This window comes from Rhodococcus sp. LW-XY12 (assembly GCF_019317345.1).
GTDB lineage: Bacteria > Actinomycetota > Actinomycetes > Mycobacteriales > Mycobacteriaceae > Rhodococcus > Rhodococcus pyridinivorans.
Genome location: NZ_CP079225.1, coordinates 3,674,695 through 3,700,993, shown reverse-complemented (window position 1 = coordinate 3,700,993; position 26,299 = coordinate 3,674,695). Strand labels below are relative to the sequence as shown.

Below are 26,299 nucleotides of genomic sequence, written 5' to 3'. Positions count from 1 at the left end.
TCATGAGCCAGACCGAGAACCAGAAGGCCAAGCGCATCCCGCGCGGCAAGGACGCCTCCACCACGCGTCGCCTTTCGAAGACGCGTCGTCACTTCCGCCTCCGCAAGAAGATCTCCGGCACCGCCGAGCGTCCCCGCCTCGTCGTCAACCGGTCCTCGCGCCACCTGCACGTGCAGCTGGTCGACGACCTGACGGGCACCACTCTCGCCGCAGCGTCGTCCATCGAACCCGATGTGCGCGCTCTCGAGGGCGACAAGAAGGCTCGCGGCGCGAAGGTCGGTCAGTTGATCGCCGAGCGCGCGAAGGCTGCCGGCGTGGAAGCCGTGGTCTTCGACCGCGGTGGCCACACCTACAGCGGACGCATCGCGGCCCTCGCGGACGCGGCTCGCGAAAGCGGGTTGAAGTTCTGATGACCATTTTCTCGAACGGAAGGAACGCCTGATGCCGGGACGTCAGCGGCGTGACGGCGGCAACGGCCCCGCCGGACAGAACCCCAACAGCGGTGACAACCGTGGCGGTCGCGACCGCCGCGACCGCGACTCGCGCGGCGGCAACGCTGCCGAGAAGTCGAACTACATCGAGCGTGTCGTCTCGATCAACCGTGTGTCGAAGGTCGTCAAGGGCGGTCGTCGCTTCAGCTTCACCGCTCTGGTGATCGTGGGCGACGGCAACGGCCTGGTCGGCGTCGGCTACGGCAAGGCCAAGGAAGTTCCCGCGGCCATCCAGAAGGGTGTCGAGGAAGCTCGCAAGAACTTCTTCCGCGTCCCGCTCATCGGCGGAACCATCACCCACCCCGTCCAGGGAGAGGCTGCAGCCGGTGTCGTCCTGCTGCGTCCGGCTTCCCCCGGTACCGGTGTCATCGCCGGTGGCGCTGTGCGCGCGGTGTTGGAGTGTGCGGGTGTCCACGACATCCTGTCGAAGTCGCTCGGCTCCGACAACGCCATCAATGTGGTGCACGCGACGGTTGCGGCCCTCAAGGGTCTGCAGCGTCCCGAGGAAGTCGCGGCTCGCCGTGGCCTCACCCTCGAGGAAGTTGCCCCCGCCGGCATGCTGCGCGCACGTGCACAGGCTGCTGGGAGCGTGAAGTAATGGCAGAGCTGAAGATCACCCAGATCAAGAGCACCATCGGGGCCAAGTCGAATCAGCGCGACAGCCTCCGGACCCTCGGTCTGCGGAAGATCCGCCAGTCCGTCGTCCGCGAGGACAATGCGCAGAATCGTGGCCTCATCAACGTGGTGCGTCACCTCGTCACCGTTGAGGAGGTCTGAGAATGACCATCAAGCTGCATCACCTGCGCCCGGCTCCGGGTGCGAAGACGGACAAGACCCGCGTCGGACGCGGTGAGGGTTCGAAGGGCAAGACCGCCGGCCGCGGTACGAAGGGCACGAAGGCACGCAAGAACGTGTCGCCGGCCTTCGAGGGTGGCCAGATGCCCATCCACATGCGTCTGCCGAAGCTCAAGGGCTTCAAGAACGCATTCCGTACCGAGTACCAGATCGTCAACGTCGGGGACATCGCTCGCGTGTTCCCCGAGGGTGGACAGATCGGTGTCGCGGACCTCGTGGCGAAGGGTCTGGTTCGCAAGAACCAGCTCGTCAAGGTCCTCGGCGAAGGCGAGCTGACGGTGGCCGTGCAGGTCACCGCCGACAAGTTCTCGGCCTCCGCTCAGGAGAAGATCGCTGCAGCCGGTGGCAGCGCGACCGTCCAGGCCTGACCTGTACTTTCGCGTGTGAGTCACGGCTGTCGAACGGCCGCGGTGCAGATACCTGCACCGCGGCCGTTCGCGCGTTCGCACCGGTGTCCCAAGCTGCGTTCGCAGCGGTGACATAGGCTACCGGGCTACGCCTCTCATCGGGGCCCACTGTTAGAGTTTCAGAGTTGTCTACCGTCCGACGGATCCCTCTCGATCCGTCGTCCCCGATCGGCCCGCCAGGAGGATCTTTGCTTTCCGCCTTCGTCTCGGCCCTCAGGACACCGGACCTGAGGCGGAAGATTCTCATCGCCCTCGGGCTCGTGGCGCTGTACCGCCTCGGTGCTACCGTGCCGTCCCCGGGCGTCGACTACGGCAACGTCCAGGCCTGTGTCGATCAGCTCGCCGGCAGCGAGCAGGCCGGCATCTACTCGCTGATCAATCTGTTCTCCGGCGGCGCGCTACTGCAGTTGTCGGTCTTCGCGATCGGCATCATGCCGTTCATCACCGCGAGCATCATCGTCCAGCTGCTCACCGTGGTCATTCCACGCTTCGAGGAACTGCGCAAGGAGGGCCAGTCCGGCCAGGCCAAGATGACGCAGTACACGCGTTATCTCGCCGTCGCGCTCGCCGTCCTGCAGGCCACCGGCATCGTCGCGCTCGCCGCCCGAGGGCAGCTGCTGCAGGGCTGCTCGGAGCCGATCCTCGCCGACGACAGCATCTTCGGGATGGTCGTCATCGTGCTGGTGATGACCGCCGGTGCCGCCGTCGTCATGTGGTTCGGTGAGCTCATCACCGAACGCGGTGTCGGCAACGGCATGTCGCTGCTGATCTTCGCCGGTATCGCGGCCGCGCTGCCGAGCGAGGGTCGCATGATCCTCGAATCCCGCGGCGGCCTCGTCTTCGCGATCGTCTGCGTCGTGGCCCTGGCCCTCATCACGGGTGTCGTGTTCATCGAGCAGGGTCAGCGCCGGATCCCGGTGCAGTACGCCAAGCGCATGGTCGGCCGTCGTATGTACGGCGGTTCGTCGACCTACCTGCCGCTGAAGGTCAACCAGGCGGGCATCATCCCCGTCATCTTCGCGTCGTCGCTGCTGTACCTGCCCAATCTCGTCGCGCAGCTCACCGGTGCCACGACGAACCCGGATCCGAGTTGGTGGCAGCGGATCATCAACGAGTACCTGGTCAATCCGAACAACCCGGTCTACATCGCGATCTACTTCGCCCTGATCGTGTTCTTCGTCTTCTTCTACGTCGCCATCACCTTCAATCCGGAGGAGCGGGCCGACGAGATGAAGAAATACGGCGGCTTCATCCCGGGCATCCGCCCCGGTCGCCCGACCGCCGAATATCTCAGTTTCGTGCTCAACCGCATCACGGTTCCGGGCTCGATCTACCTCGGTCTCATCGCGACGCTGCCGAACTTCTTCCTGTCCGGCAGCCAGACGGCCTCGAGCATCTTCGGTGGCGCCGCGGTTCTCATTCTCGTCAGTGTCGCGCTGGACACTGTCAAGCAGATCGAAAGTCAACTGATGCAGCGCAACTACGAAGGGTTCCTCAAGTGAGACTTGTACTGCTCGGTCCTCCCGGTGCCGGCAAGGGCACACAGGCCGCGATTCTGTCCGAGAAGCTCGGCGTCCCCGCCATCTCGACGGGCGATCTTTTCCGCGCGAACATCGGGCAGGGCACCCCGCTCGGCGTCGAGGCCAAGAAGTACATCGACGCGGGGGAGCTCGTTCCCGCCGAGATCACCAACAACATGGTGCGTGAGCGTCTGGCCGAGCCCGACGCCGCCAACGGCTTCCTCCTCGACGGCTTCCCGCGCAGCGTGGAGCAGGCCAAGGAACTCGAGAACATCCTGAAGGATCTCGGTGTCGAGCTCGACGGCGTGCTGTCCTTCGTCATCGACGAGGACGTCGTGGTCGAGCGCATGCTCGCCCGCGGTCGCGCCGACGACACCGAAGACGTGATCCGCAACCGTCTCCGGGTCTACCGTGAGGAGACGGCCCCGCTGCTCGACTACTACGCCGACTCGATCATCACGGTCGACGCGATCGGTGAGGTCGAGGAGATCAATTCGCGGGCTCTGTCCGCACTCGGAAAGTAGACGGGTAGTTCGACATGGGTTTCGGGCGCAAGCGCTCAGTGGTTCCGTTCCGCACCTCGGGTGAACTCGACGCGATGGCGGCGGCGGGAGCCGTGGTCGGTGCCGCACTCGTCGCAGTGCGCGAGGCCGCCAAGCCGGGCGTGAGCACCCTGGAACTCGACCAGGTGGCGGAATCGGTCATCCGCGATGCGGGGGCCGTTCCGTCCTTCCTGGGCTACCACGGCTTCACCGGTTCGATCTGTTCGTCGGTCAACGAGGTCGTCGTCCACGGCATCCCGTCGGTGTCGGTGGTGCTCGCCGAGGGCGACCTCGTGTCGATCGACTGCGGCGCGATCCTCGACGGCTGGCACGGCGACTCGGCATGGACCTTCGGGATCGGGGAGCTGTCGCAGGCCGACATCGACCTGAGCGAGGCCACCCGTCTGTCGCTCGAGGCCGGTATCGCGGCGATGCTCCCGGGCAACCGCCTGACCGACGTCTCGCATGCGATCGAGCAAGGCACGCATGCCGCCGAGAAGGTGCACGGCCGCTTGTACGGCATCGTCGACGGCTACGGCGGTCACGGTATCGGGCGCGAGATGCACATGGATCCGTTCCTCCCCAACGAAGGCAAGCCGGGCAAGGGCCCGAAGCTCGTCGTCGGATCGGTGCTCGCCGTCGAGCCGATGCTCACCCTCGGTACCTACGAGACCGAGGTCCTCGACGACGAGTGGACGGTGGTGACCGTCGACGGCAGCCGGGCCGCGCACTGGGAGCACACGGTAGCGGTCACCGAGGACGGCCCCCGTATCCTCACCGTCCGGCCGGAGTGACGCGAGCGGTCGTACTCCGCGGCGTCATACGTCGACGAGGAGCGTGACCGGTCCGTCGTTGACGAGGCTCACCTCCATGTGGGCCCCGAACTTCCCGGTCTCCACCGTCGCGCCGAGATCTCGTAGAGCGTTCGCGAACGCATCGACGAGAGGTTCGGCGATCGGGCGGGGAGCGGCGGCCGACCACGACGGACGCCTGCTCTTCCTCGTGTCGGCCATGAGCGTGAACTGGCTGACCACCAGGATCGGGGCGTCGACGTCGGAGGCGGATCGCTCGTCCTCGAGGATGCGCATCGTCCACACCTTCCGGGCGAGCGTCGCGGCCTTGGTCTCGTCGTCGTCGTGCGTGACGCCGACCAGCACGAGCAGACCGTGACCGTCTTCGGCCGGCGTGATGCGAGCCACCTCGGCTCCGTCGACCGCCACCGCCGCCGTGGTCACCCGCTGGATCAACGCCCGCACGTGCGGTCCTCCTCCTGGTCGTGGGCACGAGTGTGCCGGAGCTCATTTGTCCTGGACGGTCAACTTCCCGTACCATTGATCGGTGGTGCGCGCTGCGCTCCGATCGGTCCCGTGTCGAATTCCTTCGAATCTCGGTTCGTGTCCGGTCCCGGAGTTGCCGAGCGTCACGGTAACGGATGCCGATGCAACCACAACGCCGAACAACGGATCGCGGAGGATATGGCTAAGAAAGACGGGGCAATCGAGGTCGAGGGCCGGGTAATCGAACCGCTGCCCAATGCGATGTTCCGCATCGAGCTGGAGAACGGGCACAAGGTTCTCGCCCACATCAGCGGAAAGATGCGTCAGCACTACATTCGTATCCTTCCCGAGGACCGCGTTGTCGTGGAGCTTTCTCCCTACGACCTCACGCGTGGACGCATCGTCTACCGCTACAAGTAACGAAGCTTCCCCGGCCACACGGTCGGGGAGAATCATGTCGCCGGGCCGGCTCTGCCGTGTCCGGCGGCGCACATACAGGAGATCGGACTTACGTGAAGGTTCAGCCTAGCGTCAAGAAGATCTGCGAGAAGTGCAAGGTGATCCGCCGTAACGGTCGGGTCATGGTGATCTGCGAGAACCTGCGTCACAAGCAGCGTCAGGGCTAGATCCACCTTCGTCTCGAAGATCTGCTTGGCAACAAGCACGAAGACCTTCCAGCACCAGTCGCGTGGTTACGATCCTCGATCCGTCGAGGAGCTGCGCGATCAACCCCCGGTACGGAGGCCGGGGCCCCACTGTGTTTTTGAATCACACAGTTCTTCGACGCAGGGGACGGGCTGGGAGCAGACCTCCGCACACCGAATAGGAATGCCACATGGCACGTCTCGCAGGTGTCGATCTTCCCCGCGAAAAGCGGATGGAGATCGCACTCACGTACATCTACGGCATCGGCCGTACCCGCTCCCAGGAGATCCTCGAGGCCACGGGTGTCAACCCGGACCTGCGCAGCAAGGATCTGACGGACGAGGACCTCGCCAAGCTCCGCGAGTACATCGAGGAGAGCTACAAGGTCGAGGGTGACCTCCGTCGCGAGGTTCAGGCGGACATCCGCCGCAAGATCGAGATCGGCTGCTACCAGGGCCTGCGACACCGTCGTGGTCTGCCCGTGCGTGGACAGCGCACCAAGACCAACGCCCGCACCCGCAAGGGTCCGAAGCGCACCGTCGCAGGAAAGAAGAAGTAATGCCTCCCAAGTCACGCAGCACCGGTCCGAAGAAGACCCAGAAGGCACGGCGCAGGGACAAGAAGAACGTTCCGCACGGTGCCGCTCACATCAAGAGCACGTTCAACAACACCATCGTGTCCATCACGGACCCGCAGGGCAACGTGATCTCCTGGGCGTCCTCCGGCCACGTCGGCTTCAAGGGTTCGCGCAAGTCGACCCCGTTCGCCGCACAGCTCGCCGCCGAGAACGCCGCCCGCAAGGCGCAGGAACACGGTGTCAAGAAGGTCGACGTCTTCGTCAAGGGCCCGGGCTCGGGCCGCGAGACGGCGATCCGTTCCCTCCAGGCCGCAGGCCTCGAGGTCGGCACCATCTCCGATGTCACCCCGCAGCCCCACAACGGTTGCCGTCCGCCCAAGCGGCGTCGCGTCTAACGGGAAAGGAAGGTAAAGAAAAATGGCTCGTTATACCGGTCCCGTTACCCGTAAGTCGCGTCGTCTCCGTGTCGACCTGGTCGGAGGCGATCAGGCCTTCGAGCGTCGCCCCTACCCGCCCGGCCAGCACGGCCGCGCGCGGATCAAGGAGAGCGAGTACCTGCTCCAGCTGCAGGAGAAGCAGAAGGCCCGCTTCTCGTACGGCGTCATGGAGAAGCAGTTCCGTCGCTACTACGAAGAGGCCGCAAGCCGCCCCGGCAAGACCGGTGAGGTTCTGCTGGTCATCCTCGAGTCGCGCCTGGACAACGTCGTCTACCGTGCCGGCCTCGCCCGCACGCGTCGTCAGGCCCGCCAGCTGGTGAGCCACGGCCACTTCCTGGTCAACGGCAAGAAGGTCGACATCCCCAGCTACCGCGTCTCGCAGTACGACATCATCGATGTCCGCGAGAAGTCGCTGAGCACGCTGCCCTTCCAGGTCGCCCGCGAGACCCAGGGCGAGCGCCCGGTTCCGGGTTGGCTGCAGGTCGTCGGCCCGCGTCTGCGAGTGCTGGTCCACCAGCTCCCCGAGCGCGCGCAGATCGACATCCCGCTGCAGGAACAGCTGATCGTCGAGTACTACTCGAAGTAAGACACCTCGGTGTCGTGGTGTCCTCCGGTCCGTCCGGGCGGGAGGACACCGCTCCATTCCACTAGGGCGTCATATGGCGGACGCCCACAAGGAGGCAACAGATGCTCATCTCTCAGCGACCCGCACTGACCGAAGAGGTCATCGCTGAAAACCGCTCGAAGTTCGTCATCGAGCCGCTCGAGCCTGGCTTCGGGTACACCCTCGGCAACTCGCTTCGTCGCACCCTGCTCTCGTCGATCCCGGGCGCCGCTGTCACCAGCATCCGCATCGACGGCGTTCTCCACGAGTTCACCACCGTTCCCGGGGTGAAGGAGGATGTCACCGACATCATCCTGAACCTCAAGGGTCTCGTGGTGAGCTCCGAAGAGGACGAGCCGGTCACCATGTATGTCCGCAAGCAGGGGCCGGGCACCGTCACGGCCGGCGACATCGTGCCCCCGGCCGGTGTCACCATCCACAACCCGGATCTGCACATCGCCACCCTGAACGACAAGGGCAAGCTGGAGATCGAGCTCGTCGTCGAGCGCGGTCGCGGCTACGTTCCTGCCGTGCAGAACAAGGCGTCCGGCGCCGAGATCGGCCGTATCCCGGTCGACTCGATCTACTCGCCGGTGCTCAAGGTGACGTACAAGGTGGAAGCGACCCGCGTCGAGCAGCGCACCGACTTCGATCGGCTCATTCTCGACGTGGAGACCAAGAACTCGATCAGCGCGCGGGACGCGCTCGCCTCGGCGGGCAAGACCCTCGTGGAGCTCTTCGGTCTGGCTCGTGAGCTGAACGTCGAAGCAGAAGGCATCGAGATCGGTCCCTCGCCCGCCGAGGCCGACCACATCGCCTCCTTCGGACTTCCGATCGAGGACCTCGACCTCACGGTCCGGTCCTACAACTGCCTCAAGCGCGAAGGTGTCCACACCGTCGGCGAGCTCGTGGCACGGACGGAATCCGACCTGCTCGACATCCGCAACTTCGGCCAGAAGTCCATCGACGAGGTCAAGGTCAAGCTGCACTCGCTCGGCCTGTCCCTCAAGGACAGCCCGGCATCGTTCGACCCCAGCACCGTCGCCGGCTACGACGCCGCGACCGGTACCTGGAGCGATACCGAGGCCGGCTCCTTCGGTGACAACGACGGCAACGAGGACTACGCCGAGACCGAGCAGCTGTAGCAGCTCACGGTCCGTTACTAGGAGAAAATCATGCCCAAGCCCAAGAAGGGCGCCCGCTTCGGCGGATCGGCCTCGCATCAGAAGGCGCTCATGGCCAACCTGGCCACCGCGCTCTTCGAGCACGGCCGCATCACCACCACCGAGGCCAAGGCCAAGGCCCTGCGCCCGTACGCCGAGAAGCTCGTCACGCACGCCAAGGCCGGCACGCTGGCCTCGCGTCGTGAGGTGCTGAAGGTCATCCGCAACAAGGACGTCGTCCACTCGCTGTTCGCGGAGATCGGTCCCTCCTTCGAGGACCGCAACGGCGGTTACACCCGCATCATCAAGACGATGCCGCGCAAGGGCGACAACGCCCCCATGGCCATCATCGAGCTGGTGCGCGAGAAGACCGTCACCTCCGAGGCCGACCGCGCTCGCCGCGTCGCCGCCTCGCAGGCACCCGCCGAGGACAACGCGGTCCAGGCCGTCGAGGCCGAGGCCACCGACGCCGAGGTCGCGAACGCCGACGCCGTCGTCGAGGGTGTCGAGGACACCAACGCCACGGCTGCCGACGCACCCGAGGCGGACGAGGCCAAGAAGGACTAATCCACTTGGTTTCGGCATCTGCTGAAGCTCACGAGCCCGCCGACCCTTCCGAGGGCGGCGGGCTCGTGGCTTCTCACGAGACAACCCGTCTGCGACTCGACATCGCGTACGACGGCACCGACTTCTCCGGCTGGGCACGGCAGCCCGGACGTCGCACGGTGTGCGGGGAGATCGAGGAAAAGCTCTCCGCGATCGTCCGCACCCCCGTGCTGCTCACCGTCGCCGGTCGCACCGACGCCGGCGTGCACGCTTCCGGGCAGGTCGCCCACGTCGACGTCCCCACCGCGGTGCTGCCCGACGATCCGTCGCGCTGGGTCCGCCGTCTCGCACGGTTCCTGCCCCGCGACGTGCGGGTCACCGGGATCTCCGTCGCCCCCGAACATTTCGACGCGCGTTTCTCGGCGATCCGGCGCCACTACGAATACCGCCTCACCACAGCGGTGTACGGCGCCGAGCCGCTGCGTGCCCGCGACACCGTCGCGTGGCCGAAGGCCGTCGATCTCGATGCGATGCAACGCGCGTCGCAGTCGCTGCTCGGCCTGCACGACTTCGCCGCCTTCTGCAAGCGGCGGGAGGGTGCGACGACCGTACGTGAACTGCAGCGATACGACTGGACCCGCGAAGGTGACATCCTCACCGCCCATGTCAGCGCCGACGCCTTCTGCTGGTCGATGGTGCGCAGCCTCGTCGGCGCGGCCCTGGCCGTGGGGGAGGGGCGTCGCAGCGTCGAGTGGATGACGGCCCTGCTCGACGAACGCGAACGTGCGGCGTCCGTCGCGGTGGCACCGGCCCACGGCCTGTCACTGGTTCGCGTCGACTACCCTGCTGACGAGGAACTCGCCGCGCGCAACGCTGCGACGCGGGAGATGCGCGGGCCCATCACGCCCGGCTGTTGCGGATGAAGGGAACGAATGTGCGCGCACGACGGTTTGCGTTGATGGGGACGATCGGGGCGCTCGCCGTCTCGTCGCTGGTCCTGTCCGGTGCCGCGGTCGCCCACGCCGAGGATCTCCCGGCCGCCGCGACCGGCGAGACCCGGTCGCAGAGCGCGACCGTCGAACGCATCGAGAAGCACACCGACCGCGATTGGTCGCTGTTCGTGTACTCGCCGTCGATGGAACGCACCATCGAGCTGCAGGTGCTGCGACCGGCCGACACGAGCGCGCCGCGACCGGTCTTCTACCTGCTCAACGGTGCCGGCGGGGGACTGGACCGGGCGACCTGGCGCGAGCAGACCGACATCGTGGAGTTCTTCGGCGACAAGAACGTCAACGTCGTCACTCCGGTCGGTGGCGCGTTCAGCTACTACACCGACTGGCTCGAGGACGATCCCGTTCTCGGACGCAACAAGTGGACGACCTTCCTCACCGAGGAGATCCCGTCGGTGGTCGACGAGACGCTCGGCGCGAGCGGCCGCAACGCGATCGCCGGTGTGTCGATGTCGGCGACGTCGGCGCTGGCGCTCGCCCAGCAGGCGCCCGATCTCTACCAGGCGGTGGGTTCGTACAGCGGATGCGCCGAGACCGCCTCGGAGATCGGTTCGCGCTATGCGGAGATCGTCGTCGCGTTCGGCGGGGGCGAGGTCGAGAACATGTGGGGACCGGTCGCCGGTGAGCACTGGACGGAACAGGACGTCGTGCTCAACGCCGAGAAGCTGCGCGGCAAGGCCGTGTACGTCTCCACGAGCAGCGGTGTCCCGGGTCCGTACGAATTGAAGGCATGGGAGCAGGACGGTGTCGCCGTCCTTCCCGATGTGGCTCTGCTCGGGCTCATCGAGGCCGGCGTGAACGATTGCACGACGCGACTGCGCGGTGCGCTGGACGCAGCCGGGGTCGAGGCGACCTACTCGGTCCGGCCCGACGGTACCCACACCTGGGGCTACTGGCAGGAGGCCCTGTACGAGTCGTGGCCCGTGCTCGGCGAGGCCATCGGCGCCTGAGCCGAGAGCGCTGCGCTCGAAAAGACACCCGGGGGGGGTGAGGTCCGCGACCTCACCCCCTCGGGCGTTCTCACATGCTCGTCGGATCAGCCAGTCCAGGAACTCGAGGACGTTGCTGATGAGCGCATCGAGCGAACAGGGAAGCGGCCGAGCGCCTCGGCGATCATGCGGTGGCCCTCGGCCTCGTAGCAGTCGTCGCCCACATGGAAGGCCCACACCGCGACCGCGACCGCCGCGCGGACACGTCGGCGGAACCAGGCGTCCTCCTCACGGGGATCCTCGCCGTAGCCACGCAGGAAGGCCTGCTCGGCACCGGGGACCCGGAGGAACTCGCGTACCGCGAGCCGCTCGAAGTCCTCACCCGCCGGGCGCATCGCGGCACGCCCGAAGTCGATCACCTTCACCACACCGATGTCGTCGGCGAGCCAGTTGCGGCTCTGCCAGTCGCCGTGGGTGGGCACCAGGGTGGCCGTCGGTGTCGGCCATCCCTCGACCATCGAGCGCAATCGGCCGGCGACGTCGGGACCGATACGGTGCGGCGCCGCGAGCCACCGCAGCGTCTTCGTGTTCGCCGATCGCTCGTACCCCTCGTCCACCACATGCTCCTGGCGATGGAACTGGGCGAGCAGCGCGCCGGCCTGTTCGTAGACGTCGAGACGGGACGACGCGGCGGTGCCCAGGACGAGCCGCCCCGGAAGGTATTCCGTCACGACGAGTTTCGTCGCGCGGTCTGCGAACACCATGCGGGCGGCCCGACCGCACCGTACCCACGGAGCGGTCCACCGCTCGTGCGCGCTGATCTCGCGGCCGATGTGCCGATCCGGAGTTCCGCCCGCCTTCACGACCAGCAGCCCGTCGTCGGTGTCGACCTCGAGGACAGTGGTCGACACCAGTCCCCAACTCATGTCGGAGACCACGACGATGCGGCCGAACCGCTGCGTCAGCAGGTGGCGTTGCTGTGGAGTGAGCCGCTCCAGGGCGTCCGGCATGAAGGCACTCTAGCGATCTTTCGCCGCGAAAACCCCTGTCGCTTCCGGCTTGTGATCGTTCACCCCGCGAGGGACCGCGCGATCACGAGTCGCTGAATCTGATTGGTGCCCTCGAAGATCTGCGTGATCTTCGCGTCGCGCATGAAGCGCTCGACCGGGAAGTCGCGGGTGTAGCCGTATCCACCGAGGACCTGCACAGCGTCGGTCGTGACCTTCATGGCGGCATCCGTCGCGACGAGCTTGGCCACCGACGCCTGCCGCGAGTAGGGCAGGCCGGCGTCCTTGCGCCGGGCAGCGTCGAGATAGGTGGCGCGGGCCGAGTCGACGGCGGCGGCCATGTCGGCGAGAACGAAGCCGAGGCCCTGGTGGTCGATGATGCGCTTGCCGAAGGCCTGCCGTTCCTTGGCGTAGGCCGTCGCCTCGTCGAGGGCGGCCTGGGCCAGACCCGTCGCGACGGCGGCGATCCCCAGGCGTCCGGAATCCAGTGCGCTGAACGCGATCGGCAGTCCCTGTCCCTCGGCGCCGATCCGGCGCTCGGCCGGGACGAAGGCGTCGTCGTAGTGGGCGGAGGTGGTGGGGATGGCGTGCAGGCCCATCTTCTCCTCGGGCTTGCCGAAGGACAGGCCCTCGGTGCCGGCGGGCACGAGGAAGCACGAGATGCCCTTGCTGCCGGTGTCGGCTGTGCGGGCGAACAGGGTGTAGAAGTCGGCCTTGCCGCCGTTGGTGATCCACGCCTTCGAGCCGGTGATGCGGTAGCCGCCGTCGACGGGCTTCGCACGGCACGCGAGGGCCGCGGCGTCGGATCCGGCCTGCGGCTCGGAGAGGCTGTACGCGCCGATGGTGTTGCCGCCCAGCATCTCCGGGAGCCACTTGTTCTTCTGCTCGTCGGTGCCGTGGGTGGCGAGCGCGAAGCACGACAGTCCGTGCACGCTCACCGCAACCGCCACGGCAGCCCAGCGGGCGCCGAGTTCCTCGAGGACCTGCAGGTAGACCTCGTAGGGTTGGTCGCCGCCGCCGAACTCCTCGGGGTACGGCAGGCTCAGCAGCCCTGCGGCGCCGAGTGCGGGGAAGACGCCCTCGGGGAAGGTCTCCTTGCGCTCGTGCTCGTCGACGCGCGGGGCGAGCACCTTGTCGGCGACGTCGCGGGTGAGGTCGATCAGGTCGTAGGCCTCGCGGGTGGGAAGCAGACGCTCGACGGGCACGGTGGTTCCTCCTGGAAGACTGGGGACCAAAAATAGTACTGAGGACGATACTGCAGTACTGTTCTCGGTATGGCAAGAGTCGGTAGCCGGCGGCCCACCGCCCGGCAGGCGCAACTGTTCGACGATCTGGTCGCGTTGTTCCTGGCAGAAGGCTTCGCGCACCTGACCCTCGACGACATCGCCGCGCGTCTGCGCTGCTCGAAATCGACGCTCTACGCACTCGCGGAGAACAAGGACCGGCTCGTCTACGCGGCGACCGTCCACTTCTTCAAGGGTGCCGCCGACCGGGTGGAGGCCGACGTCGCGCGGGCCGCGGACGCCCAGGCTCGCATCGGCACCTATCTCGAGGCCGTGGGGCGCGAACTCGAACCCGCCTCCACGCGGTTCATGGAGGACATCGCCCACACGCCGGTCGCGCGCGAGGTCTACGAACGCAACACCCGGTTCGCCGCCGACCGCGTCCGCCAGCTCATCTCCGAGGGAGTTGCGGCCGGCGAACTGCGCGACGTCCACGCGGCCTTCGTCGCCGACGTCGTCGCCTCGGTCATGGTCCGCATCCAGCAACGACAGGTGGCCGAGGCGACCGGTCTCGAGGACGCACGTGCCTACCGGGAACTCGCCGCACTGCTCGCGCACGGGCTCTCGACCGCACCGCACCTACGATCGACCCTATGACCACGGCTGCACCGAACGATCCGATCCGCCTCGAGGTCGTCGTCGCGAGTGTCCGCGCCGGTCGCATCGCGCCGGTCGTCGCAGACTGGTTCGCGGCCACCGCACGGCGTCGGCCCGAGTTCGACGTCGGCGTTCTCGATCTCGCCGAGACTCCGCTCCCGCACGACCTCTCGGGCGGTCCCGACGCCGACGCCTTCACCGGTCGCATCGGTGCTGCGGACGCCTTCGTGGTGGTGACCTCCGAGTACAACCACGGCTATCCCGCCGCGCTGAAGACGGCCATCGACACCGTCAAGCACGAATGGCGCACCAAGCCGGTCGGATTCGTCTCCTACGGTGGCCTGTCCGGCGGATTGCGCGCGGTCGAGCAGTTGCGGCAGGTCGTCGTCGAGGTCCACATGGTGCCGGTGCGGCAGTCGGTGAGCTTCCACCGCGTCAAGCACGCCTTCGCGGCCGACGGCACCACCACGGACGAGGCCGCGATCGACGGCGCGGAACGCATGCTCGACCAGATCGCCTGGTGGGCCCGCACCGTCCGCGCCGGAACCGCCCTCGACCGCTATCCCGGCTGAGGCGCCGGATCCGGCATGCGCGACCGGCCGAGATGGGTGCTCTCCGCCGCGATCGTCACGAGGGTGAGAGGCGTGCGTTCGCCGCCTACCGTGAGCACCACACGGCCCCCGGCCGCTCCGGGTTGGAGCAACGACACCGTGGGGCGCTCGCGCGGCCATCCGTCCGGGTGGATGTGCACGTGGATCGCGGTCGCGTGCGGCATGGACGAGGTGGGCGGGACGCCGTCGTAGACGACCGTGTCGAAATCGTGGTCGCCCGCGTACTCGCCCGCCAGACGCAGCCGGTCGGGTCCGGCCGCGGATCCGACCAGGCCGCGCCACGCACCGGACCGGTCGGTGTGGACGACGACCCGTGCCCCCACCGCGACGGCGCGGAAGACCACCTGCTGGGCGAGATACAACTCGCCCGCGATGTGGACCGAGCGGACTCCGGGACCGGTGAGACGCGCGGTGACGGCGCGACCGGCGTCGTCCGATCCGATGAGCTGCCCACACCCACCGGCCGGAAGAGCGAGGGCGTCGAGTTCCCCGCTACGCGATTCGCGCAAGGGAACCCGGTCTTCCAGTTGCGGAACCCCGAGGGGCAATGCCGCTGTGAGGAGTTCGGCGTGACGTCCGTACGCCGGGAACAGTCCGGCCACCGAGGGGACGTCCGCCTCGCGCGTGGTGAACCGTGCCAGCGCCCCGACCCGAACCGACCCGTCATCACCCGGTCGCAACCGGAGGACCAGTGTCGACGCCAAAGTTGGATGCGACCAGATCGCCGCCGTGTGGCGGCGGTCGATCCGACGTGGGTCGAAGGCGCCGCCCGAGTCGAACGCGGAGGCCAGGGCGACGTGCCGGCGCGTCGGGGCCCACTCCGCCGCCGGGACCCCGTGGGAGATGCGCAGCGCGGCCTGTTCGATCTCGCTCGCGGTGAGCAGTCGCGCACCGTACCCGGCGTCGCCGAGCGCGCGGATCACGCGCCGCGCCGCCGCGACGACGGTCCGGGCGGCACCCTCGGAGCCTCCGCCCCGACGGGCGGCAGCGGCCGCGCAGGACGTGACGTCGAGTCGGAGCACCACCCGCACCGTGCGTTCGGCCGCGGCGGGAAGCGGGCCCAGCAACTGTGCGTAGGCCTGCCCCGCGGGGGTCGAGTCGCGAACCCGGCGCCCCTGCACCACGACATCGATCCCGTCCAGGACGACGTCGTGCCGGTACAGGCAGGCGGCGATCGCGTCGAGGGGGAGCGTTCGCCCCGTCTCCTCGCTGTCGCGCCCGAGTCGGGTGATCGCACCGGCCGGTGAGAACGGTTCGAGAACCACGGTCGCGTACGGGCCGTCCCATAGCACCCCCACCGGGACTGCCGACCCGACGTGGAAGTCGCGGAGGACACCCGAGACGGAGACGTCGTCCGGGCGTCGGCGCAGAACGGTCGCGATCCATTCGGCTGTGCCGCGTCCGCCGACCCGCACGAGGCACAGCGCGGCCGGTGGCACGGCGATCGCGCAGGCCACCCACACGGACGCCCCCGACACCACCGCCAGCGTCCATACGAGGGCGGCGACGCACTGGGCACCCACGAGCCGCACGGCGACACGGCTTCTCGCATCACCTGCTGCTGTGCTGATCCGTGCACCGGTGGGCGCTGTGCTGACCCGTGCACCGGTGGGCGCTGTGCTGACCCGTGAATCCCCCGACTCGAAGACGGTTCGTTGCATCGATCCCCCCGAACGACGGCCGGCAATGATTCCGGCGCGGTGCCGACCTTCCCCCTGACCGCGCGGAGCGCCTGTGGTGGACGCCCGACTGGACTGTACTGTGTTGCGCCAGAGAGCGTGCCGTACGGGGGGAGATCGATGGCAGCGCAACCGACCACGCGATGGCAGGTCAGTGGATACCGTTTCCTGGCACGACGCATGGATCATGCGTTGGTGCGGGGCGACGTACGAATGATCCACGATCCCATGCGTTCCCAGTTCCGGGCGTTCGTCGTCGGAGTCGTCGTCGCGTGTGTCGTGCTGGGAGGCTGTGCCGCCCTTGCCCTGTTCCGCCCCCAGGACCGGATCGGTGATGCTTCCGTCGTCGTCGGACGCGACTCCGGTGCGCTCTACGTCGCGATCGGCACGACCTTCCATCCCGTCCTGAATCTCGCGTCGGCCCGGCTGATCCTCGGATCGCCCACCGAACCGGCGGTCGTAGCCGACGAGGAACTGACGACACGACCACGCGGACCGCTGGTGGGGATCCCGGGTGCGCCGTCCTCCCTGGTCCATGATGCAGAGGAGGTGCCGTGGACGGTGTGCGACGTCGCCGACCCGAACGGTCTGCAGTCCTCGACCACCGCCGTGCTCGCCGGCACACCCGACCACCGGGCAGGCTCGGCGCTCGCCGACGACGAAGCGCTCCTCGTGGCCGCGGACGGCAGATACCACTTGCTCTACGAGGGCAGACGCGCCGAAATCGACCCGAACGACCGGTCGCTCGTGCGCCTGCTGGGCATCGACGTCTCCCGTGCGCGCCCCGCGAGTCCCGGACTGCTCGCCGCCGTGCCGGAATCGCCGAAGCTGGCGGCACCCCACATCACCGGCGCCGGAGGTGTCCCGGGCATGTCGATCCCGGGTGTGCGAGTCGGGTCGGTCGTCGCGGTGTCCGAACCGGACGGGCAGAGTTTCCACGTAGTGCTCGAGAACGGTGTGCAGGAGGTCTCGCGGGCCACCGCACATCTCATCCACTTCTCGGATTCGCAAGGAGCACCCGAGATTCCGGTGATTCCACCCGACGTCCTCGCAGCCGCGCCGGTCGTGCACGAACTGCCGGTCGACACCTTTCCCGAGGTCGTCCCGCGCATCGTCGATCCGGGGGAGAGGCCTGTGGCGTGCTCCACCTGGCAGCCCGGCACAGGCGAGAACGACCGGCACCGCTCGACTCTGCGGTTGTCCGCGGGGACGGCCCTGCCCACCGGCAAGGACGCCGTGCCGGTGGTCCCGGCCCAGGCGGACGATGCCGGACCGCAGGTCGACGCGATCCACATCCCGCCGGGCCGCGGCAGATACGTGCAGACCACCTCGCTGACCTCGGACACCGACCGTCTCGGTTCGTTGTTCTACGTCGCCGACACCGGCGTGCGGTACGGCATCACCGATGCGGACGCCGCTGCGGCACTCGGCTTCACGGATCCACCCGCCCGGGTCCCGTGGCCCATCCTGCAGTTGCTCGCTCCGGGACCCGCGCTCGGCCGGGAACAGGCGCTGCTCGCACACGACGGTGTCGCCGCCGACCCGGAGGCGGTCCCCGTCGGGGCGGGCAACTGATTCAGGTCCGTGATCGGGCGAGTCGTCGTGCCGGTGCAGTGAGGACGAGAACGAGGGCGGTCGCGGCGATCACGGCCGCAGCCGAGATCAGTGCGATTGTGCGCGGCCGGTGATCCGGTACCGGGGGAGGAGTCGGCTCGGCGACGGCAACCGCCGGCATCGGCTCCGCGCGCCCGGCCGGCAGCGGCGCGGTGACGGCGGCGAGCGGGTCGACGACCCCGTGGCCCACCTGAGGATTCCATCCTTCCGCGGGGGAGTGGGCGGTGCTCTCGATGCGCGTCATCACCTCTCGGGCGGACAACTGCGGGTACCGCGAGCGCACCAGCGCGACCGTCGCCGCGACGAGCGGCGCCGCGAAACTCGTCCCGGACACCGGTCTGCCGCCCTGGGGGCCGGGGATCAGGTCGGCCAGACCGTCGGTGCCGGGATTGAGTGAGACGAGCCCGCTCCCGGGAGCGGCGACGTCGACCCACGGCCCGGGCAGACTGTACCCGGCCGGTGTGCCGTCGTCCTCGACCGCGCCGACGGTGAGGACGTACTCGTCGTACCAGGCCGGTGATGCCAGGGTGACGACCGAATCCCACGGATCCGCACCGGGATCGGCCGGATCCGCCGAGCGCGGATTGCCTTCGCGGCAGGTGTCGGTGTTGCCGGCCGCCGCGACGACGACCGCGTCGTGTACATCCGTCGCGTACTGCACTGCCGCTCCCAGCGGACCGTCGACGAGGCCTTCGGCGACCGTCCGGCAGGCGACCTCGGAGATGTTGACGACGGTGGCGCCGAGATCCACCGCCTGCCGGACGGCCGCCGCGAGGGTCCGTACGTCGCCGTATCCGGAGGCGTTGCGCGCGGCATCGTCGTCCGATCGGGAGCGGTCGGAGAAATGGCCGCTCGACTGGCGGATGGCGATGATCCCCACGTCGGGTGCGCCACCGGCGAAACCTGATCCGGGTGTCGGCCGCGCCGCGATCAGGCCGGCGACGAGGGTGCCGTGCGCGTCGCAGTCCTCGGTGCCGTCACCCGTGGACACGTAGTCGCCACCCGGCCTCGGGGCCGGCAACCGCGGATGCGGATGGACCCCGGTGTCGATGACGGCGACCACCTGCCCCGCTCCCCGGGTGATCGGCCACACGGACGCGAAGTCGAGGATGCGTTGTGCCCGAGGGATCTGCGGTCCGTCGGGAGCATCCGGCAGTTCTGCGCACAGCACCCGCATCTCGGTGGCCTCGGGAGGCGCAGGCGTCGCGCCGGCGGGCAGTTGCGCCGGATCGGGTACCGGGGGCGCGGCGGTCGCGAGACCCGGAGTAGTGGTCGCTATCAGGGCGGCGAGGGCCAGGACCGCGAACCGGTGTGACAGCCGCACCGTCACAGTCCGCGGATCGCCGCGTACACACCGGCGACCCAGCAGGCCAACGGCACGACGGTGGCGATGGTCGCGTACTCCGCGATCTCGGCGATCCGGCGTTGTACCGGGGTGAACGTCCGTCGCGGCGCGACCACACCGAAGAGGAAACCGGCACACGCGAGACCCGTAGCGGATGCGAACACCGCCCATGGCGGCAACGCTCCGCTCGCTGCCGCACCGACGAGCAGCCCGAGCAGCAGTACCGCGCCACCGGCCACGAGGGGAGCCGCCTGCGCGGTCGCGGTGTAGGTGCGGCCTCGGAAGACCAGGACCACGGCCGACGCCACGGCCAGTGCTACCGCGGGCACGGACACGTCTCCGTCGAACGGGAACGCGGCGCACCACGCTCCGCCCGCCGTGAGTAGGACGACGGCGTGGACGATTCCGGTGAGCGCGCTCCGTGCCCGATTCGCACGGTGCTCGAGCTCCGCCTGTGACGGCAACCCGGACACGCTGCTCTCGGGGGTCTCCGGTTCGAGCGGAGCGCCCGGAGCAGGGACCGGGGGGATGGGGAGTTTCGCGAGCATCGCCGCGAGGCGTGGTGCCGTGCCGGCGAGCAGCAGCGCCACCACCACCGTTCCGGCTCCGAGGGCGCGCGCCTCGAGTTCGGTGGTCGATGCGAGGGTGGCCGTCACGACGACGCCCGCGGCGGTCGCGGCGACCGCCGTGCACGGTGCGAGGCCGATGCGGGTGGCACGCACGGCGAGCACTGCGACCGCACCGGTCAGTGCCGCGGCGAGGACGAGACGCGGCGCCGGCGATTCGCCGGGAACGAGCAGCGCCCCGGCCGTCGCTGCGAGCGGGAAGGCGCACCACAGCAGCGCGGTCGCGGTCCGTCGATCGTCGTGGAGCCGGGCGAGGATGCCTGCGGCGAGCAGCACCAGGAGAGGCAGCGCGGCGCACACGGCTCCGAGGGCGAGACGGCTCGCGCCGTCGGGCAGGAACAGCAACGGTACGCAGCCCGCGGCGAGGGCGACCGGACCCAGGACGGCCGCGATGAGACCCGACGGGCCCGCACCCCACGGCGTCGTGGTCCGGTCCGAGGCCGCGACGCTGTACATGACGTCGTCGAACAACGGTGGAGGAGCGGGGGATCCGGCGTCCTCCAGGACGAGGATCTCCCCGTCGCGGACGCCGTGCTCGTCGAGACTCAGCGCACCGGACAGCGGGGCCCGACCGATCCGGGCGAGCGCCCAGCCGTCGGGTTCCGTGCGTTCGGGTGTCGCGTCGAAGTCGTTGTCGGGCCGGTGGCCGGCGACGAGATTCACGATCCCCGGGAGCAGCAGCGCCACCGGAACGTCGAGGGGCAGTGCGAGATCGACCTCGGTGTGGCGGGCGAGCACGGTGATCCGGCACAGATCCGGGGCGCCCACCTGCCCCGGGGTCTCGGATCGCGCACGCACAGATGTCATCGGCCTCGGTTCCCCCCGTCACTGCAGTCCGAACGACGCAGACCATACGACATCGTCCCGACCGGTGTCGTACCCGAGTTGTCCGTCGAGGGACCGAGGGGCGAACAGGAGCACGGAAGGTCGCAGCCATGGGTTAGTCTTCCACGACCGTGGGGCCGTAGGGGGCGGCCGACGGCGTTCCGGGGGGTGACGAACGTGAGTACCGTGCGTTTCGTACGCAGAGCACGGCGGGAGGCACCGCGCGCTCCCAGCGGCGAGGTGAGTGTCCAACCGCCACCGGACATTCCCCGGGCCACGCCCGGCAATCTGGTGACCAGACTGCTCCCGCTCGTGATGGTCGCGGCGATGATCGGGATGGTCGCGCTGATGTTCACCACCGGCGCCGCACGCAGCCCCATGGCGATGATCTTCCCGCTCATGATGGTCGTGTCCCTGGTGGGCATGCTCGCCAACGGTGGTCGCAGCGGGGGAACGAAGACCGCCGAGGCGAACGAGGACCGCAAGGACTATCTGCGCTATCTCGACCAGCTCCGGCGCGAGGTCACCGAGACGGCGCACGAACAACGTCGGGCGCTCGAATGGTCGCATCCCGACCCGGCCCTGCTGTGGACCCTCGCCGGCACCGTCCGGATGTGGGAGCGGCGCAGCACCGATCCCGACTTCGGTCACCTCAGGGTGGGGCGCGGCGGGCAGCGACTCGCGACCCGACTCGTGCCTCCGGACACCGGGCCGGTCGAGGATCTCGAACCCGTCGCCGCCCTGTCGCTGCGCAGGTTCGTGCGCGCGCACTCGGTGGTGCAGGCGCTGCCCACGGCTGTGTCGCTGCGGGGTTTCGCGGCGATCGGCCTCGAGGGCGATCGCAGCGCGGCGCGCTCGCTCGCTCGGGGGATGCTCGCGCAGGCGTGCACCTTCCACGGTCCCGACACACTGCAGGTCGCCGTCGTGTGCGGGCCCGACACCGCTGCGGAATGGGAATGGATCAAGTGGCTGCCGCATGCGCAGAACCCGGTCCTGCGCGACGGTGCGGGCAGTGCACGCACGGTGTTCGGTTCGCTGTTCGAACTCGAGACCGATCTCGCGGCGGTCCTCGCCGGTCGCAGCAGATTCGTCCGGAACGCCCCGGCCACCGAGGGTGCCGTGCACCTCGTCGTGGTCGTCGACGGCGGGGTCACGGGATCGGGTTCGGGGGTGCTCGACGACGGTCTCGACGCAGTGACCGTGCTCGACCTCTCCGGCTACGCCACGCGGCTCAGCGCGACGCGCGGCCTGCGCCTGGTGGTCGAGGAAGGACGGGTCGGGGTCGCCACCGGCACCGACGTCGACATCTTCGCCGATGCCGACGGCATCGGGACTCCGCAGGCACAGACGTTGGCCAGACTGCTCGCGCCGTACCGGGTGACGAGCGGAGCGGTGGACGAGAGCGCCGGCGACGACCGGCCGTCGAGCTGGCAGGAGCTGCTGGGCCTCGGGGACGTGGCCCGCTTCGACCCCGCGCAGGTATGGGTGCCACGCCGCGGGCGCGACCGCCTGCGGGTACCGATCGGTGTCGGCATCGACGGTGCGCCTGTCGAACTCGACCTCAAGGAGGCCGCCGAGAACGGGATGGGACCGCACGGACTGTGCATCGGCGCAACCGGATCGGGAAAGAGCGAGTTCCTGCGGACGCTGGTCCTCGGTCTCGTGGCGACGCACCCGCCGGAGGCACTCAACCTGGTCCTCGTGGACTTCAAGGGCGGCGCGACCTTCCTCGGTCTGGACCGGATCTCGCACGTCGCGGCGGTGATCACCAACCTCGCCGACGAGATCGCGATGGTCGACCGCATGAAGGACGCCCTCGAAGGCGAGATGAACCGCCGCCAGGAACTGCTCCGGACCGCAGGCAACTTCGCCAACGTCGGCGACTACGAGAAGGCCAGGGCGGCAGGTGCACCGCTCGACCCGCTGCCCGCGCTGTTCATCGTGGTCGACGAGTTCTCCGAACTGCTCTCTCAACAGCCCGAATTCGCCGACCTCTTCGCGGCGATCGGACGCCTGGGCCGGTCGCTGCACATGCACCTGCTGCTCGCCAGCCAACGACTCGACGAGGGTCGCCTCCGCGGTCTCGACAGCCACTTGTCGTACCGCATCGGCCTGAAGACCTTCTCCGCAAACGAATCGCGGAGCGTTCTCGGCGTTCCCGACGCCTACCACCTGCCGTCGACACCCGGCGCCGGATATCTGCGGACCGATTCCGCCGACATCCAGCGGTTCTCCGCGGCGTACGTCTCGGGGCCGTACGAGCCCGGCCGCCCCACCCGGCGCACCCGATCGGCGGTGCCGGCCGGCACGTCCCGGCCCCGGCTCTTCACCGCGCGGGCGGTGCCGGTCGACGCCGGTCCGCCCGCCCCGGTCACGGAGCCGCTCCCGGTTCTTCCCACGGGCGACGGCCGGAGCGTGCTCGAGGTGGTCGTCGACCGGATGCGGGGGCACGGAACACCGGCGCACGAGGTGTGGCTTCCTCCGCTCGACGACTCCCCGTCGCTCGACATGCTGCTGCCCAGGTCGGTGCTCACCGGCGACGTGCCGCGTCACGCAACCTTGCGCACCGTCGTCGGTGTCGTCGACCGGCCGTTCGAGCAACGCCGCGACCCGCTGGTGGTCGACCTGTCCGGGTCGGCCGGCAACGTCGTGGTGGTCGGCGGCCCGCAGTCCGGGAAGTCCACACTGCTGCGCAGCCTCGTCCTGTCGATGGCCCTCACGCACAACGCCGAGCAGGTGCAGTTCTACGGTCTCGATTTCGGTGGTGGCACGTTGTCCGGTCTGGCCGGCCTGCCGCACGTCGGTTCCGTCGCGGGGCGGCACGACACCGACCGGGTGCGCCGCACGGTCGCGGAGATGATGTCGCTGCTGCGTCGTCGCGAACGGTCCTTCGCCGAGAACGGCATCGAGTCCATAGCTCAGCTGCGGCGGATGCGCGCCGACGCGGTCGCACCGGCCACCGACGATCCGTTCGGCGACGTCTTTCTCGTCGTCGACGGTTGGCCGAGCATCCGGCAGGACTTCGAGGCACTGGAACAGACGATCGGGATCCTCGCCGCCCAGGGTCTGTCCTACGGCATCCACGTGGTGCTCAGCGCCCCACGCTGGGGTGACGTGAGGCCCGCCATGCGCGACCTGCTGGGTACGCGGCTCGAACTCCGCCTCGGCGACCCGTCCGACTCCGAGTACGGCCGAAAGAGAGCGGCGATGGTGCCGGAAGGGCGGCCGGGACGCGGTATCGACCGCGATGGCCTGCACATCCTGGGGGCGCTGCCGCGGGTGGACGGAAGCTCCGATCCGGCCGATCTCGCGGTCGGCGTCGCAGCGGCGGTCGAGGCCGTCCGTGCTGCCACGCCGGGGCGTTCGGCGCCACCGGTGCGCATGCTGCCCGAACGCATCGACCGGCCCGACCTTCTCACAGCTCTGCCCTCAGGGTGGCCGCCACCGGCCGACGCGTCCCCGGCGGCCCGGCTCTCCGTCCCGATCGGCATCGACGAATCCGAACTCGCGCCCGTATCGGTGGATTTCACCGACCATCCGCACCTGCTGATCTTCGGCGACTCGGAGTGCGGCAAGACCAATCTGCTGCGAGGGCTGTGCCGCGGACTGGTCGAAGCCGGCAGCGGTGCGCAGACCAGGATCATCGTCGGCGACTACCGCCGCACGCTGCTCGGTGTCATGGGCGGCGACCATCTCGGGGGATACGCTGCGTCGGCAACGGTCCTCGCAGCCATGGTCCGCGAACTCGCCGGCATCTTCGAGCGCCGGCTGCCGGGCCCCGGCACGACGCAACAACAGCTGCGCGATCGATCGTGGTGGACGGGACCCGAAGTGTTCGTGGTGATCGACGACTACGACATGGTCGCCACCTCTGGCCAGAATCCGCTGCTGCCGTTGCTCGACTATCTCCCGCAGGGACGCGACATCGGCCTGCACCTGGTGGTCGCGCGTCGCTCGGGTGGTGCCGGACGCGCGATGTACGAACCGATCCTCGGGCGTCTGCGGGAGTTGTCGACTCCGGGTCTGATCATGAGCGGTAGCCGCGACGAGGGAGCGCTCGTCGGCGCGGTCCGTCCGTCGCCGGTGCCGCCGGGCCGCGGCACACTCGTACGACGCGACGGCACGGCGCTCGTCCAGACCGCGTGGGCGCCGGAGGTGTGATGGCGCTCCGGGACGAGACGGTCGTCGCGGTCGCGTTCACGCTGACACCCGGATCCGTCCACATCGGATGGCCCGGAACCACGCGCAGCGTGCCCGCTCTCGCCGCGGATCTCGGCGACCGACGGGTCTACGGAGCGGCAGCGGAGGAACCGTCGGAGCCGGCCGGCGTCGCAGGACTCATGGATGTCACGGAACTCGTGGATGCGGCCGCGGTCGAAGGGGAAACCGAACTCGGAGAACTGCTGAGCGGGCTCGTCTCCTACGCCGCAGCGACCGTGGGTGCACCGGACATCGGCGGGGTGGCGTGCGCGATACACCCGACCTGGTGGAACGAGCGGCGCCGCGATCTCTTCCGGACCGCCGTGCGGCAGGTCGCAGGCGATACGATCCTGCTTCCGGCCGCGGTGGCCGCCGCGCGCGCCGCCGATCCTGCGCCGCACGAGCGGTGTGCGGTGCTCGAATTCGCCGCCGGGGGAGTCACCGCCGTGAGCATCGCTCCGCCGGGACCCGACGGGCCGACCGTCGAACGACTCGCACGCGATCCGGGTCTGTCGGTGCACTCCCCGGACGCCGCGATGCGACTCGAGAACCTGCTGACCTCGGTGTGCGGCGGGGCTGGGCCGGAGGTCGTGGTGGTGACCGGCGGCCCGGGCGAACCGTCCGGTGTCGAATCCTTCTCTCTCGCAGTTGATCTCGTGGGTTCGGGTCGGCGGGTGCTGCCCGTCGCGGCCTCGGAGATGCTCAGCGCCGTGACCGGCCCTCCGGCGCCACCGGCAGGAACCGGAGGGACCGCGAGAGCCCCGGCCATCGCTCCGACGACCGACGGACCCGACAGGACACTGCCGTGGCTCAGCGAGGTGTGCGCACGCCCGGATCCCCCTCGTGGCGGGCGGGCCGGCACGGTGCCCGCGCTGGTCGTCGCCGGGGCGGTGATTCCGTTCCTGCTCGCCGCTACGATCTTCCTGTGGCCGCTTCTCACCGGAGAAGGTGGAGACGCGGAGGTCCCGGCTCCGCCGGAAGTCGTTGCTGCAGAGGAGCCGCCGACCGACGCTCGTGAGCCCGAGTCGGCCGCCGACGCCGGTCCCTCCCCGTCGACGCGGATCGACGCCGGTCCGCTGCACCTCGACCTGCCGGAGGGCTGGCGCGTCCGCGACCCCGCGACCGTGCCCGAGGGGCGCGCGGAACTGATACCGGTCGGCGGAACCGATCGCCGGATCCTGGTCGTGTACCGCGATCTTCCCGACGGGATCGACGAGCGCTCGGTCGCCTCCGCGTTGGCGGAGCGGGCCGCCGAACGTGCACCTGTCATCCGCGACCTCGACACCGACACGACCTTCGCCGACCGCAAGGTCGTGGCGTACACCGAAGTTCCCGACGACTACTCGGTGGTGCGGTGGTCGGTCCTGGTCTTCCCCGGACTTCAGGTCTCCGTGGGATGCCAGTACCTCGAGGGGGAATGGACCCGTATCCGGAGTGAATGCGAGCAGGCCGTCCACACCCTCCGGGGCGGGTGAGAAAAGTAGGTCCACGAATTTCGGAAGGCGCGGA

At 69.0% G+C, this 26,299-nt stretch carries 27 protein-coding genes; 21 read left to right on the top strand and 6 right to left on the bottom strand.

Features of this window, described 5'->3' with window-relative positions:
- Positions 1-2 precede the first annotated feature (2 nt).
- The 7 genes from rplR to map all read left to right on the top strand — a co-directional run bounded on the left by rplR (position 3) and on the right by map (position 4,609).
- A complete protein-coding gene (gene rplR, locus KXC42_RS17320; RefSeq protein WP_006554595.1) occupies positions 3-410 on the top strand; it encodes a 50S ribosomal protein L18 in 408 nt (135 codons plus the stop codon).
- 31 nt (positions 411-441) lie between these two features.
- Positions 442-1,089 (top strand): 30S ribosomal protein S5, encoded by a 648-nt coding sequence (gene rpsE / locus KXC42_RS17315; protein ID WP_006554594.1) that lies wholly within the window; start codon positions 442-444, stop codon positions 1,087-1,089.
- Positions 1,089-1,268 (top strand): 50S ribosomal protein L30, encoded by a 180-nt coding sequence (gene rpmD, locus KXC42_RS17310; protein ID WP_006554593.1) that lies wholly within the window; start codon positions 1,089-1,091, stop codon positions 1,266-1,268. The genes rpsE and rpmD overlap by 1 nt, the downstream gene beginning before the upstream one ends.
- A gap of 2 nt (positions 1,269-1,270) precedes the next feature.
- Entirely contained in the window at positions 1,271-1,714 is a 444-nt protein-coding gene (gene rplO, locus KXC42_RS17305; RefSeq protein WP_006554592.1) for a 50S ribosomal protein L15, read from the top strand.
- Between the two features lie 227 nt (positions 1,715-1,941).
- Positions 1,942-3,255: a preprotein translocase subunit SecY gene (secY, locus tag KXC42_RS17300; RefSeq protein WP_006554591.1), complete on the top strand. Its 1,314-nt coding sequence runs from the start codon at positions 1,942-1,944 to the stop codon at positions 3,253-3,255.
- Positions 3,252-3,797, top strand: coding sequence for an adenylate kinase (locus KXC42_RS17295; protein ID WP_006554590.1), 546 nt, complete (start codon positions 3,252-3,254; stop codon positions 3,795-3,797). Before secY ends, KXC42_RS17295 begins: the two co-directional genes overlap by 4 nt.
- 14 nt (positions 3,798-3,811) lie before the next feature.
- The gene (map, locus tag KXC42_RS17290; RefSeq protein WP_006554589.1) at positions 3,812-4,609 is read left to right on the top strand and encodes a type I methionyl aminopeptidase; all 798 of its coding nucleotides are present in this window, start codon (positions 3,812-3,814) and stop codon (positions 4,607-4,609) included.
- A 24-nt stretch (positions 4,610-4,633) separates the two neighbouring features.
- On the opposite strand, the gene dtd is transcribed toward map, so the two are convergent.
- The gene (gene dtd, locus KXC42_RS17285; RefSeq protein WP_033096992.1) at positions 4,634-5,071 is read right to left on the bottom strand and encodes a D-aminoacyl-tRNA deacylase; all 438 of its coding nucleotides are present in this window, start codon (positions 5,069-5,071) and stop codon (positions 4,634-4,636) included.
- 219 nt (positions 5,072-5,290) lie between these two features.
- Here dtd and infA point away from each other — a divergent pair, with 219 nt between their 5' ends.
- The 9 genes from infA to KXC42_RS17240 all read left to right on the top strand — a co-directional run bounded on the left by infA (position 5,291) and on the right by KXC42_RS17240 (position 11,024).
- On the top strand, positions 5,291-5,512 hold the full coding sequence (infA, locus tag KXC42_RS17280) for a translation initiation factor IF-1 (protein ID WP_006554587.1): 222 nt from the start codon (positions 5,291-5,293) through the stop codon (positions 5,510-5,512).
- A gap of 92 nt (positions 5,513-5,604) precedes the next feature.
- On the top strand, positions 5,605-5,718 hold the full coding sequence (gene rpmJ / locus KXC42_RS17275) for a 50S ribosomal protein L36 (protein WP_003938068.1): 114 nt from the start codon (positions 5,605-5,607) through the stop codon (positions 5,716-5,718).
- 209 nt (positions 5,719-5,927) lie between these two features.
- Complete coding sequence (gene rpsM, locus KXC42_RS17270; RefSeq protein ID WP_006554586.1) at positions 5,928-6,296, top strand: 30S ribosomal protein S13; 369 nt, start codon at positions 5,928-5,930, stop codon at positions 6,294-6,296.
- Positions 6,296-6,709: a 30S ribosomal protein S11 gene (gene rpsK, locus KXC42_RS17265; RefSeq protein ID WP_006554585.1), complete on the top strand. Its 414-nt coding sequence runs from the start codon at positions 6,296-6,298 to the stop codon at positions 6,707-6,709. Before rpsM ends, rpsK begins: the two co-directional genes overlap by 1 nt.
- Positions 6,710-6,731: 22 nt before the next feature.
- Entirely contained in the window at positions 6,732-7,337 is a 606-nt protein-coding gene (rpsD, locus tag KXC42_RS17260; protein ID WP_006554584.1) for a 30S ribosomal protein S4, read from the top strand.
- Between the two features lie 101 nt (positions 7,338-7,438).
- Positions 7,439-8,500: a DNA-directed RNA polymerase subunit alpha gene (locus KXC42_RS17255; RefSeq protein ID WP_006554583.1), complete on the top strand. Its 1,062-nt coding sequence runs from the start codon at positions 7,439-7,441 to the stop codon at positions 8,498-8,500.
- Positions 8,501-8,530: 30 nt separating this feature from the next.
- Positions 8,531-9,085: a 50S ribosomal protein L17 gene (gene rplQ, locus KXC42_RS17250; RefSeq protein ID WP_006554582.1), complete on the top strand. Its 555-nt coding sequence runs from the start codon at positions 8,531-8,533 to the stop codon at positions 9,083-9,085.
- Between the two features lie 65 nt (positions 9,086-9,150).
- Positions 9,151-9,987 carry a tRNA pseudouridine(38-40) synthase TruA gene (gene truA, locus KXC42_RS17245; protein ID WP_230826281.1) on the top strand — a complete coding sequence of 279 codons (837 nt, stop codon included), beginning with the start codon at positions 9,151-9,153 and terminating at the stop codon, positions 9,985-9,987.
- A 35-nt stretch (positions 9,988-10,022) separates the two neighbouring features.
- Positions 10,023-11,024 carry an alpha/beta hydrolase family protein gene (locus tag KXC42_RS17240; protein ID WP_033096994.1) on the top strand — a complete coding sequence of 334 codons (1,002 nt, stop codon included), beginning with the start codon at positions 10,023-10,025 and terminating at the stop codon, positions 11,022-11,024.
- A gap of 86 nt (positions 11,025-11,110) precedes the next feature.
- Here KXC42_RS17240 and KXC42_RS17235 read toward each other — a convergent pair whose 3' ends face one another.
- On the bottom strand, positions 11,111-12,013 hold the full coding sequence (locus KXC42_RS17235; protein ID WP_033096995.1) for a phosphotransferase family protein: 903 nt from the start codon (positions 12,011-12,013) through the stop codon (positions 11,111-11,113).
- A 59-nt stretch (positions 12,014-12,072) separates the two neighbouring features.
- The gene (locus KXC42_RS17230; protein ID WP_033096996.1) at positions 12,073-13,215 is read right to left on the bottom strand and encodes an acyl-CoA dehydrogenase family protein; all 1,143 of its coding nucleotides are present in this window, start codon (positions 13,213-13,215) and stop codon (positions 12,073-12,075) included.
- A 69-nt stretch (positions 13,216-13,284) separates the two neighbouring features.
- Here KXC42_RS17230 and KXC42_RS17225 point away from each other — a divergent pair, with 69 nt between their 5' ends.
- On the top strand, positions 13,285-13,890 hold the full coding sequence (locus tag KXC42_RS17225; protein ID WP_033096997.1) for a TetR/AcrR family transcriptional regulator: 606 nt from the start codon (positions 13,285-13,287) through the stop codon (positions 13,888-13,890).
- The gene (locus tag KXC42_RS17220) at positions 13,887-14,462 is read left to right on the top strand and encodes an NADPH-dependent FMN reductase (protein WP_019288595.1); all 576 of its coding nucleotides are present in this window, start codon (positions 13,887-13,889) and stop codon (positions 14,460-14,462) included. Before KXC42_RS17225 ends, KXC42_RS17220 begins: the two co-directional genes overlap by 4 nt.
- Here KXC42_RS17220 and eccE read toward each other — a convergent pair.
- Positions 14,450-16,024, bottom strand: a complete 1,575-nt coding sequence (gene eccE / locus KXC42_RS17215) for a type VII secretion protein EccE (RefSeq protein ID WP_257605837.1) — start codon at positions 16,022-16,024, stop codon at positions 14,450-14,452. The genes KXC42_RS17220 and eccE overlap by 13 nt on opposite strands.
- A gap of 276 nt (positions 16,025-16,300) precedes the next feature.
- Here eccE and eccB point away from each other — a divergent pair, with 276 nt between their 5' ends.
- Positions 16,301-17,755, top strand: coding sequence for a type VII secretion protein EccB (eccB, locus tag KXC42_RS17210; RefSeq protein ID WP_033096998.1), 1,455 nt, complete (start codon positions 16,301-16,303; stop codon positions 17,753-17,755).
- A 1-nt stretch (position 17,756) separates the two neighbouring features.
- On the opposite strand, the gene mycP is transcribed toward eccB, so the two are convergent.
- Together mycP and eccD are read right to left on the bottom strand one after the other, a co-directional pair.
- A complete protein-coding gene (mycP, locus tag KXC42_RS17205; protein ID WP_033096999.1) occupies positions 17,757-19,124 on the bottom strand; it encodes a type VII secretion-associated serine protease mycosin in 1,368 nt (455 codons plus the stop codon).
- Positions 19,121-20,572, bottom strand: a complete 1,452-nt coding sequence (eccD, locus tag KXC42_RS17200) for a type VII secretion integral membrane protein EccD (protein WP_231781809.1) — start codon at positions 20,570-20,572, stop codon at positions 19,121-19,123. Before eccD ends, mycP begins: the two co-directional genes overlap by 4 nt.
- 195 nt (positions 20,573-20,767) lie before the next feature.
- Between eccD and KXC42_RS17195 the strand changes: the two genes are divergently transcribed.
- Positions 20,768-24,751 carry a type VII secretion protein EccC gene (locus KXC42_RS17195; protein WP_033097164.1) on the top strand — a complete coding sequence of 1,328 codons (3,984 nt, stop codon included), beginning with the start codon at positions 20,768-20,770 and terminating at the stop codon, positions 24,749-24,751.
- Complete coding sequence (locus KXC42_RS17190; RefSeq protein WP_231911948.1) at positions 24,751-26,265, top strand: type VII secretion-associated protein; 1,515 nt, start codon at positions 24,751-24,753, stop codon at positions 26,263-26,265. Before KXC42_RS17195 ends, KXC42_RS17190 begins: the two co-directional genes overlap by 1 nt.
- Positions 26,266-26,299: the final 34 nt, after the last annotated feature.